The organism is Thermoflexibacter ruber, assembly GCF_900113045.1.
GTDB classification, from domain to species: Bacteria; Bacteroidota; Bacteroidia; order Cytophagales; family Thermoflexibacteraceae; genus Thermoflexibacter; species Thermoflexibacter ruber.
Genome location: NZ_FONY01000071.1, coordinates 1 through 10,514, shown reverse-complemented (window position 1 = coordinate 10,514; position 10,514 = coordinate 1). Strand labels below are relative to the sequence as shown.

Annotated in this window: 11 protein-coding genes; 8 read left to right on the top strand and 3 right to left on the bottom strand. The window is 35.9% G+C overall.

Annotated elements, in window-relative coordinates; translation table 11 throughout:
- From BM141_RS21280 to BM141_RS21245, 8 genes are all read left to right on the top strand, one after another.
- Positions 1–260: dihydrofolate reductase family protein (locus BM141_RS21280; RefSeq protein ID WP_177217497.1), on the top strand; the 260-nt coding region annotated here is incomplete at its 5' end.
- 185 nt (positions 261–445) lie between these two features.
- Positions 446–1,777 (top strand): phospholipase D-like domain-containing protein, encoded by a 1,332-nt coding sequence (locus BM141_RS21275; RefSeq protein ID WP_091549467.1) that lies wholly within the window; start codon positions 446–448, stop codon positions 1,775–1,777.
- Positions 1,778–1,782: 5 nt separating this feature from the next.
- The gene (locus BM141_RS21270; RefSeq protein ID WP_091549466.1) at positions 1,783–2,994 is read left to right on the top strand and encodes a DUF4407 domain-containing protein; all 1,212 of its coding nucleotides are present in this window, start codon (positions 1,783–1,785) and stop codon (positions 2,992–2,994) included.
- Positions 2,995–3,165: 171 nt separating this feature from the next.
- Entirely contained in the window at positions 3,166–4,209 is a 1,044-nt protein-coding gene (locus BM141_RS21265; RefSeq protein WP_091549465.1) for a S66 family peptidase, read from the top strand.
- Positions 4,210–4,619: 410 nt separating this feature from the next.
- On the top strand, positions 4,620–5,300 hold the full coding sequence (locus BM141_RS21260; protein WP_091549468.1) for a YiiX family permuted papain-like enzyme: 681 nt from the start codon (positions 4,620–4,622) through the stop codon (positions 5,298–5,300).
- A gap of 190 nt (positions 5,301–5,490) precedes the next feature.
- Positions 5,491–6,357 (top strand): CPBP family intramembrane glutamic endopeptidase, encoded by an 867-nt coding sequence (locus tag BM141_RS21255; protein ID WP_091549464.1) that lies wholly within the window; start codon positions 5,491–5,493, stop codon positions 6,355–6,357.
- A gap of 180 nt (positions 6,358–6,537) precedes the next feature.
- A complete protein-coding gene (locus BM141_RS21250; protein WP_091549463.1) occupies positions 6,538–8,214 on the top strand; it encodes a site-specific DNA-methyltransferase in 1,677 nt (558 codons plus the stop codon).
- A gap of 553 nt (positions 8,215–8,767) precedes the next feature.
- Positions 8,768–8,962, top strand: a complete 195-nt coding sequence (locus BM141_RS21245; RefSeq protein ID WP_091549462.1) for a hypothetical protein — start codon at positions 8,768–8,770, stop codon at positions 8,960–8,962.
- A 306-nt stretch (positions 8,963–9,268) separates the two neighbouring features.
- Here the strand turns inward: BM141_RS21245 and BM141_RS21240 are convergent, their stop codons facing one another.
- The 3 genes from BM141_RS21240 to BM141_RS21235 all read right to left on the bottom strand — a co-directional run bounded on the left by BM141_RS21240 (position 9,269) and on the right by BM141_RS21235 (position 10,429).
- Positions 9,269–9,829: a hypothetical protein gene (locus BM141_RS21240; protein ID WP_091549461.1), complete on the bottom strand. Its 561-nt coding sequence runs from the start codon at positions 9,827–9,829 to the stop codon at positions 9,269–9,271.
- Positions 9,830–9,902: 73 nt separating this feature from the next.
- Complete coding sequence (locus tag BM141_RS23265; protein WP_177217496.1) at positions 9,903–10,064, bottom strand: hypothetical protein; 162 nt, start codon at positions 10,062–10,064, stop codon at positions 9,903–9,905.
- Positions 10,061–10,429: a recombinase family protein gene (locus tag BM141_RS21235; RefSeq protein ID WP_091549460.1), complete on the bottom strand. Its 369-nt coding sequence runs from the start codon at positions 10,427–10,429 to the stop codon at positions 10,061–10,063. The genes BM141_RS23265 and BM141_RS21235 overlap by 4 nt, the downstream gene beginning before the upstream one ends.
- Positions 10,430–10,514: the final 85 nt, after the last annotated feature.

Sequence of the window (10,514 nt, the reverse complement as noted above, 5' to 3'; positions counted from 1 at the left end):
GCGATTTGACCGAATTAGTGAGAAAATTAAAAGGTGAAAACGGTAAAAATGTTTTTTGTGACGGTGGAGCAGAAATAGTAAACGAACTTTTAAAAAATGACTTATTGGACGAGATAATAATTTCGGTTATTCCAATATTAGTTGGTAACGGAATAAGACTTTTTAAAGACAATAGACCTGAACAAAAACTGAAACTTGTAAACGTAAAAACATTTGATACCGGACTAACTCAACTTCACTACAAACGTGCAGACAACTAACAACCAGGCGGACGAAGGACAAGAAGCCCAGCTGCTAACAGCGGTTTGCCGCAAGCGGGGGTGCAGTACTTCGGTTGACAGTTTTTTCGTATAATTGAAGTGTGGTTTTCCAAATGAACGGTAGTGCTGAAAAGCCCCGCCTGCGGCAAGCCGCCAAACGTTGCCTGATATTTTAAACAAACACGATGACAAGCGAAAACCAAGTACATTTTGAGAATATCAATCAACAGATTAGCAAGGAACTGCAAAAGGCAAGGAAATCTATTTACGTTGCAGTTGCTTGGCTTAACGACCTAAACTTGATTAGTGTTCTTCAAAGTAAAGCCCAACAAGGTGTAAGTGTGCAGGTTATTATTTCTGCACACAAGTTTAACGACACTATAAGACTTTACGACATTAGCAAAAATGGTGGTGAAGTCTATTTGGTGGGTGGTGAAGATATAATGGACTATGGTTTTATGCACAATAAATTTTGTGTAATTGATTACAAAACTGTAATTACAGGCTCTTTCAATTGGACAAAAAACGCAAGTTCTAACGAGGAAAATATTGTTATTGTACGAGATGACAAAGTAGCATTTGACTATGTGCAACAATGCCACAAACTAATTCGCAGAGGAGAAGTATTAGACTTTGACCATTCAAACGACATTAAAATCACTTTTACAGCCTTAAAGACTTACATTGAAAAAGGCGAAAGCGTAAAATTAGAGTGGAAAGCACAAAACGCATCAAAAGTTGCAATAGAAAATATTGGAAGTGATTTAGATTTAGAAGGTTCTCACAGTGTCAAAATACATCAAGACACGATTTTTCGTATAACTGCAACAGAAGGTAGTAATACAAAAGTAAAAGATGTTCAAATTAAAGTTGTTCGCCACCCTGAAATTGAGTTTTTTATCAGCACAAATTCAATCGTTAGGGGTATGCAAACAGCCACCTTAAAGTGGAAATCTAAAAATACAGAAAGAGTAGAAATTGATAATCAAATTGGAGAAGTCGGGTTAGAGGGCGAAAAGCAGGTTATGCCTGATAGAAGTACGGTATATTGTATTACAGCATACGGAGAAACTTCGGAGGTAAAAAAAGTTGTACGTTTAAATGTTTATCAAACCCCAACAATCAAAAGCCTTGAAATTCCTGTGCCTACGAAAATTGAATTAGAAACTGATATTTCATTTTTTGCAACACAGATACCAACAAAAACGAATTTACAAAGTGCTTTTTTTACACAAAAAGTCCCCAAAATTGATTTAATAAAATCAGCAATCTTAAAACCGCCAACTATTGCAGAACTTGCAAAAGCATATAAAAAAACACCTGATGAACTTGTAGTGCCTCTATTTTCGGAAAAAGATACCCAAAAAAACAACAATCCGTATGACAGTTTTTTGCATAAGATTTTGAATTTCAAGAAAGTAAAAACAAGAATTCTTGATAATCTTGAAAATACTTTTAAGGATAATTGGCGTGTATCTCAAATAATAAGTCTTATTCGCAAAAACTATGACATCTAACTGCAATGATAAAAGATTTTTTACTTTTTTGTTCAGGGGCAGATTTGGGCATATTGAAACAAGATGACTGTAAATCGGAACATAATAAATATGCAGGTATTGGCTCTGCGGTATTTTTTACCGCATTATTTGCCTTTATTTCGGCTTCTTATGCCTTGTTTACTGTTTTTAATTCTGTTGAGTTTTCCCTTTTATTAGGTTTTATTTGGGGGCTTTTCATTTTTAGCCTTGACCGTTATATAGTTTCCACTTTAAAGAAGGAAAGTTCAAATTACAGTCAAAACGTAATAGTAAATGGAATTTCTAATAAAATTGTAGAAATTATAAAAGCATCACCACGTATTGCATTAGCAATATTGTTGGGTATTCTTATTTCTAAACCTCTTGAATTAAAAATATTTGAGCAGGAAATAGAAACTGAATTAGTAAAAATGCAACAAAAGGTATTCAAAGAACAAGAGGACAAAGTAAGAGAAAGATATTTGCCAAATATTCAAAGACGTAATGAAGAACTTGCTAAACTTCAAAGTGAAATTGATACAAAAAAGAAAAGATATGATGATTTGGAAATCATAGCACAACAAGAGGCAGACGGAACAGGAGGTTCAGGCAAGGCAAATTTGGGTCCGATTTACAGGGCTAAAAAAGCAGATGCAGACAGAGCATACGAGGAATACAAGTCTGTTTTGGAGAAAAACCAACCACTTATCAACGATTTAAGGAGTAAAAATTCAATAGAAGATACACAGTTAAAAGACGAAACGACAGGGTTAAGTAGGAAAAAATTTGACGGACTTTTAGCACGTTTGACAGCATTAGGTTCGTTAGCAGACAATGACGCAACAGCAGACCGAACAGTTACAGGCGTAAATTTATTGTTCATATTTTTTGAGTTAGTGCCTTTGTTATTCAAAATTTTGACAGATAAAGGGATTTATGACATTAAATTACAGATGTTAGAGGAAAAAATAAATTCCGAAGAAGTTGAAAAAATATCACAACTCAATGACGAAATCAACCGTAGAATAAAAATCAAGGTTGCAGAAAATCAAAATATTGTGGACAGAGAACGAGAAGATAACCAAGCCCTTATGCAACTAATTTCAGATGCACAACTTAGCATTGCAGAGGAAATTATTAAGCATTGGAAAGATGGAGAATTGCAAAAAATAAAGGAAAATCCAAATCAATATACAGGAAACTTAGACAAGAGTTAAAAAGAGAGTGCGAAAGAACAAAAAACATCAGGCAACATTATGTTTGCGAAAAGGCGGGCTAATTGTGCTAATTTAGGCTTTTGTACTTTCTATAAACATTATGCGTAAGGCAAGGGAAGTGCTATCTAAACCTGCCCTTCGCAAACATTTTTCCGTTGGCGGTAATTTTATATGAAGACATTAACAAGACCAAAATCATTAAAACAGGGCGACACCGTTGCGACTATTTCACTTTCTTGGGGTGGAGCGGGAGAACTTTTACACAGATATGAAATCGGCAAAAGACGACTTCAAGAAGTTTTCGGACTTAACGTTGTTGAGACAAAAAACGCACTGAAATCGGCCGACTATATTTCTAAAAATCCACAAGCGAGAGCAGAGGATTTGATGGAAGCATTTTCAGACAAATCCATCAAGGCGATTATTTCAAACATTGGTGGAGAGGATAGCATAAGGACACTGCCTTACACCGACATTAATGTAATCAAACAAAATCCCAAAATATTTTTAGGGTTTTCAGACACGACTGTAACTCACTTCGCTTGTTACAAAGCCGGACTGACTTCTTTTTACGGAACATCATTATTAGTCGGAATTGCCGAAAATGGAGGAATGCACCAATATCAAATTGACGATATAAAACGAACTCTTTTTTCTTCTTTACCAGTTGGACAAATTCTTCCAAATAAAAACGGCTGGACATCTGAATTTTTAGATTGGTTTGACAAATCACTCCAAAACACTCAACGAAAACTCAACGATAGCAACGGCTGGAATTTTTTACAAGGAAGCAAAAAGGTTCAAGGACAACTTATTGGCGGCTGCGTTGAAGTGCTTGAATTTTTAAAAGGAACTGACTATTGGTTAGATAAATCTGAATGGACAGAAAAAATTTTGTTTTTAGAAACATCAGAGGAAATGATGCCGCCAACTAATTTCAGACGAGCATTGAGAAATTATGCTGCACAAGGAGTATTTGAAAAAATTAGCGGTCTAATACTTGGCAGACCGTATAACAACAAATTCGTTGACGAATACAACAACATACTTTTAGAAATTATTAGAGACGAACAAAGTAACGACCAGCTTCCAATCATTACAGAGATGGACTTTGGACACACTTGCCCGACATTTACGATACCATACGGAGTTGTTGCGGAGATTGACAGCGAACAAAAAACATTCAGTATTTTGGAGAGTGGTGTGACGGGCTGAAAAAGAAAAACTACCGCCAACATCGGTTTTGCGTCAGGCGGGGTGACGTGCTTCGTTGAAAATTTTGTGAATATTTGAAGTGCGGTTCTTCGTATCAAGCGTAGTGCTAAAAAGCCCGCCCGAACGCAAAGCCGAAAAACGTTGGCAGCAAGCGTGCGACACCGCTCCCAGACAGCTTGACGGAGTAACAATTAGACGTTGAATGATTGTCCCCGTGACAGATTTTTCGGCAGACTTTGACGTGGTTTTTGAGAGTTGTGTTCTTTACTTCAGTTCGGTTTCGGGGGACAATAATTCAGCGTCTTACGGACTTTGTGAAACGGTTTGACAACAATATCACACGACTGACTGATAACGTTCCGAGAGATAATGAAAAAAAGAATGTTGCGTTACATAGACAAATTAAAACAATGAGAAAAACGGTAATTATCATAAGCATTTTGGGACTGCTGATTTTAAGCGGACTATACGCAAAGAGAAAATTTTACGACCCAAAACACAGAGTTGAAAACGCAAAAAAAGAAGTTAGCCGACTTGCTGACAACAATGAGATTAAAAACGGTGACTTGATTTTTCAAACTTCACTATCAGGACAAAGTAAAGCCATTCAACTTGCGACAAAATCTAAGTATTCTCACTGTGGCATTATATACAGCGACAACGGACAGTTTTACGTTTTTGAAGCTGTTCAGCCAGTAAAGACAACTCCTCTTGACAAATGGATTGCACGTGGAGAGAATGGACATTATGTAATCAAACGACTTAAAAACGCAGACCAAGTTTTGACTGCCGAGACACTTCAAAAAATGAAACGTGAAGGAGAAAAATTTAAGGGTAAAAATTACGACCTGACTTTTGAGTGGAGTGACGAGAAAATTTACTGCTCTGAACTAATTTGGAAAGTTTATCAACGAGCGACAGGAATTGAGATTGGCAAACTTGAAAAACTTAGCGACTTTGACTTGACACACGAAGCAGTTAAGAAAAAAATGAGAGAGCGTTATGGTGACAAAATCCCGATGGACGAAGCAGTTGTTTCACCGGCAGCAATTTATGAGAGTGACTTGCTGACAACAGTAAAATCAAACTGACCGACCAACGGACGACAGAACGCCAGCTGCCAACATCGGTTTTGCGTCAGGCGGGGTGACGTGCTTCTATTGACAATTTTGTGTATAATTGAAGTGCGGTTCTTCGTATCAAGTGCAGTGCTAAAAAGCCCGCCCGAACGCAAAGCCGAGAAACGTTAGGCGTAATCATTCAAATAAAAACAATTACACAATGGACAACAAAAAATTACTCATTTACTTAGTTATAATCTATTTGGTAAGCTGGACAGTTCAATTGTTCGCCATTTTTGGAACTAGTAGCATCAATAGCGATGAAGCGGAGTTGTTCTTACTTCTTACTATGCTGACACCAACTGTTATAACAATAATTTATTTAATTAAAAATAAATCGTTGAGAAGTAAAGTTATATGGAAACCCCGGATAAATGTATTTACAACGATTTTACTTGGTGTACTTATACCAACAATTATCGCATTTGTAAGTGTGATGGTCTGCTCTACATTAGGATTTGGAAATTCCGAATGGTTTAAATTTACATCAGAAAGTGTCACTATATCAGGGGGTCCTTGGTTATTAGGACTTGGAACAAATAATTGGGTTCACGCAATAGCAAATATTACGTTGACTGCGTTGGCATTTTCATTAATGAGTAGCATACCTGCGGCTGCGGAAGAATTCACTTGGAGAGGTTTTTTGCAGGGAATACTTATTGATAAATTAGGAATTACAAAAGGAGTCGTTGTGTTAGGTTTGATTTGGTCTTTCTGGCATTTACCCGCATTATTAGCAGGGTATAATCATCCTGATTATCCGATTTGGGGGAGTTTTTTACTTCAACCGATACAAGAAATAGCCATATCCTTCTTTTTAGCGTGGTTGACACTTACGTCTAAAAGCTTTATTCCTGCAGCCATTGCACACGGTGCGGGCAACTCAATACAAGAAGGAGTAATCAGCAATATAAAACTACAATCACCAATTATTTATAAAGACATTTCCGTTTTATTAATCACGATAATTGTAGGACTAATTTTTTGGTTTCTTTTGACTAAAAGGAAACAAATGACATACGCCTAACACGGGTTTTGCGTCAGGCGGGCTGACGTGCAAATTTGGAGCTTTGTGCTTCTGCTAAACTTTAGTAATAAATTGAAACTTTGTATTCCGAAACCCGCCCGAACGCAAAGCCCGAAAACGTTAGTGGCAATTTTAAGGAAAACACCTTAAAACAACGCCACTGTAAAACGGAAAAGCACAGTGGCAATCAACAAACTAATTTTAGGGGACTGTTTGGAAGTCTTGAAAACGATAGACAACGAAACGGTAGATTTAATTTACATAGACCCGCCTTTTTTCTCAAACCGAACTTACGAAGTAATTTGGGGCGACAAGGGCGAAATCCGCAGTTTTGAGGACAGATTTAGCGGAGGCATAGACCATTACATTGCTTGGCTCAAAGAAAGAGTACAGGAAATGCACCGCATTTTGAAACCGACAGGCAGTATTTTTGTGCATTGCGATTGGCACGCCAACGCCCATATACGAGTGCATATCTTGGACAAAATTTTTGGAACAAATAATTTTAGAAGTGAAATTATTTGGAAAAGAAAAGGCGGTTCTGCGTTAGCAGGAATGAGAGAACTTTCAACCGCAACAGATACAATTTACTATTACACCAAGAGTGATACATATATTTACAATGCTGTACTTGTAAAAGATGACGATTACGTAGCCGAACACTTTACAAGAGTAGATGAAAATGGTAGAAAATTTATGACTACTGTAATGCGTAGCCCAAACCCACGCCCAAATTTGCAGTATGATTATAAAGGATATAAAACACCGCCTAATGGTTGGGCTGTTTCAAGGGAAAAAATGGAGGAAATGGATAGAGCAGGACAACTCTATTTCCCTGATGATAAAAGTAAACAGATTTACAAAAAATTATTTTTAGACGAGTACAGAGGAGCACCAATTAACAATATGTGGGACAATGTACCAGCCCTAAAAGGAACATCAAAAGAAATTATTGGTTATCCTACTCAAAAGCCTATTGCACTTTTGGATAGAATTATCAGAATGGCAAGCAACGAAAATGATACGGTTTTAGATTGTTTTGTAGGGGGAGGCACAACAATAGTTGCAGCCGACCAACTTAGTAGAAATTGGATAGGAATTGACCAATCGGTACAAGCCATAAAAGTAACGGAGTTTAGATTAAATAAACAACAAGGCTTATTTTCAAAACCGTTTTCTGTTCAGTTACACAAGTACGATTACGATACTTTGCGTTACAAAGACGCATTTGAGTTTGAAACGTGGATAGTACAGCAGTTTGGCGGACTTTCTAACTCAAAACAACGTAGCGACTTAGGACTTGACGGCAGAACACGAGAAAACCAACCCATACAAGTAAAACGTAGCGACAACATAGGTAGAAACGTAATTGACAACTTTTTTTCGGCAGTTCAGCGTTTTGACAAAGTGAGTTTTGAGAAAAACAAAGCCGAGCAAAAGCCAATAGGTTTTATTATTGCGTTTTCATTTGGCAAAGGTGCAGTGCAAGAAGTTGCAAGGCTCAAAAACGAGGAAAACGTCATCATCAAATTGGTAACAGTTGAGGAAATTGTACCGATTGCGAAAAAGCCTACTTTGCAAGTAGAAATTAAAGACTTAGGGACAAGTAAAAACTTGCGAGAAATAGAGTTTGTAGCGACAGGACAAAGTGAGGCAGGCATAGAATTTTATGCGTGGGACTTTGCCTATAACGAACAAAGTTTTTTGCCGACAGTTTTGCTTGACAAAGAGGGCAAACAGACTTATAAGTTTAAAGCAGGCGAACACCGAATTGCGGTGAAAGTGGTTGATAACGAAGGACTTGAAAGTTTGGAGATAGTGAAACTAAAAATAAACGGAGTAGTAGAGAGAAATTAAAAAACTTTGCTATCTTTGGAAACGAAGGGAAGTGCGAAACAATAAAAAATGCCACTAACATCGCAAAACCTTGTAACAATCTTTAAATCAGATACTTACAACGCCAAATTGTTACATTTTTGCCTTGTTTTTCTATAAGCAAAGATATATATTTTTTCTCACAAAATAAGAAATTATATATATGTTTTTTTTTGACTATTTTTTATAAAAAAACTTTGTGAAAAGTAGATTAAAGCAGGATTTTACCTCAATAACATAGCTATTATTTTTTTGTTAAAAATTGTTAATTTTTTCGCAGGAATTTATCCATTTTTAAGGATTTTTTTAATAAAAAAAACACGCATATCTGCGTGCAATCTACAAGCACCGCAAACCGCAAAAAATACCCCTTCCTGCATAGCTTACAGCGATACAATAGCTAATTAAAGCCTCCACTAATTATTGCCAAGTCAATAATGGTATGTGAAAAAATGAGAAAAAAGTATATATAAAGCACGTTTGTAGGTTTAAAAATTATTGCGTATATTTAATTACTCACTAAATACACTTACTTATGGTAAGCATAAACGTAAGCATAAACGTAAGCATAAACGATTCTTTCTTACAAGAATTAGAAACAATTAGCAGGCAGGAAATAGAGCTAATTACCTTTCATTACTTTGATGCAAAACAGCTTAGCACTCCACCCCAAAAAAAGAAAACAAACCACAATACAGCTAAATTTAGAAAACACAAAAAGCCTAAATAATAAAACTGTAAGACTTCCTGAACGAATCATTAACCTTTGCGTTCAGGCTTGTGAATGTATTTTGCAATAGATATATACTTTTTGTGATTTTGCCTTTGGTGCTTATTCGCTTTGCACCTACAAAAAACCTAAAAAATTTGTGGAATTTGGGGAGTTTCAAAAAGGCTTTTTTGTGAATATATTGTGAATATTATATATATTCGCAAGTGAAACAAATATATATTTCATGTTTTGCCTTGAAAAAAAAGGTAAGCACTAAAAGCACTTACCTTTAACTTTGCACGGATATTTAATAAAAAAAATCTTTTACATGATGCTTTCAAAGTCTGCATTACTTTTCAAAAATTGTAAAGCACGATTGTACTTTTCCAATTGGTTAATCGTATTTTGATTGATTGCACCATTTGCATTTAACACACGTTTTGAATACGTGTTTATTGCCTTGTTAATATCGCTTTCGCTGTATTCTTTGCCCTCAATGAGTATGCTATCTTTGGTTAATCTCACAAAGGTTTTCTCCCCTCCTATTGATTGCTTGTTTTCGCTTTCTTGTTTCAAAAACACCTTGTTTGTTTCTGTTTCTGTTTCTGTTTCTATCTTTTCAATATTTGCACCTGCAAGCATTACCCTTTTTTCGTAATTCATTACCCCTAATTCTACCTTTGCACAAAGTACGGCAAACAACTCACAAACGTTAAATACTACAATGCTAAACACGCTAACTAAGCGAACTCCAAACACCCCAAACACGGCAATTAATCGCATCAATGTAGTAACAAATAAAATGAGTTCTTTCCTTTGGTTTTGCACATTGCTAATATCATTAGCAATTAATTTTTTTTGCAATTTTTCGTAAATTTGCATCATTGTTAATATTTAGTGTTATTTACCTTGCAACCGTTGCACCACCTAATATGCAACGGTTTTTGTTTTGATTGTACTACTTTATTACGATTTCAAAACTGTTAGGATTTAGCAAAGAAAAATCCTTTACATCTTTTATCGTAACTCCTTTTTTGCTTAGCAATTCGCTTGCTTTGTCAGTTTTTGCCACTAATGCAATTACTGAACGTTCAAACTTCATTAAAATAACCTCTTTCATTGCTCTAAATTGTTAATATTTGTGCTTTGTTTGCCCGCAGACGCAAGTATTTTTCTTACGTTTTCGCTGGTAAATGCCTTGCCGTTTTTTGTTGTTACATTACTTCCATTTAGAAAGTTTGCGATTTCACTTGAATTTAAGCCCTTGTTTTTTAAGTCCACAATCATTTCCTTTGTGCTTTTACTTTGTTTTTTAGGCTTACTTGGTGCAACCACTCCCCCCAACAAGTCCATTTGATTATCTTGCAAGCATCTATCTAAGACAAATTGCAAAACGGTTTTATTTTCTTGTTTTGCCTTTGCTTTGATTAGCTCTTTTTGCCGTTTAGTAGTGCCTAATAAGATACAGTCCTTTTCTTTTTTCATGTTTTTAGTTAAAATTCAGTGTTTCAATAAACGTATTCATGCTATCAAATTGCCTTGCAAAAGCAAGCACCTTTTCACCAAGTAA

Excerpts from the sequence above, each read along its gene's own strand:
- BM141_RS21260 (WP_091549468.1), top strand. The coding sequence starts at position 4,620 with ATGAGAAAAACGGTAATTATCATAAGCATTTTGGGACTGCTGATTTTA.
- BM141_RS23265 (WP_177217496.1), bottom strand. The coding sequence starts at position 10,064 with ATGAAAGAGGTTATTTTAATGAAGTTTGAACGTTCAGTAATTGCATTA.
- BM141_RS21240 (WP_091549461.1), bottom strand. The coding sequence starts at position 9,829 with ATGATGCAAATTTACGAAAAATTGCAAAAAAAATTAATTGCTAATGAT.
- BM141_RS21255 (WP_091549464.1), top strand. The coding sequence starts at position 5,491 with ATGGACAACAAAAAATTACTCATTTACTTAGTTATAATCTATTTGGTA.
- BM141_RS21245 (WP_091549462.1), top strand. The coding sequence starts at position 8,768 with ATGGTAAGCATAAACGTAAGCATAAACGTAAGCATAAACGATTCTTTC.
- BM141_RS21235 (WP_091549460.1), bottom strand. The coding sequence starts at position 10,429 with ATGAAAAAAGAAAAGGACTGTATCTTATTAGGCACTACTAAACGGCAA.
- BM141_RS21265 (WP_091549465.1), top strand. The coding sequence starts at position 3,166 with ATGAAGACATTAACAAGACCAAAATCATTAAAACAGGGCGACACCGTT.
- BM141_RS21275 (WP_091549467.1), top strand. The coding sequence starts at position 446 with ATGACAAGCGAAAACCAAGTACATTTTGAGAATATCAATCAACAGATT.
- BM141_RS21270 (WP_091549466.1), top strand. The coding sequence starts at position 1,783 with ATGATAAAAGATTTTTTACTTTTTTGTTCAGGGGCAGATTTGGGCATA.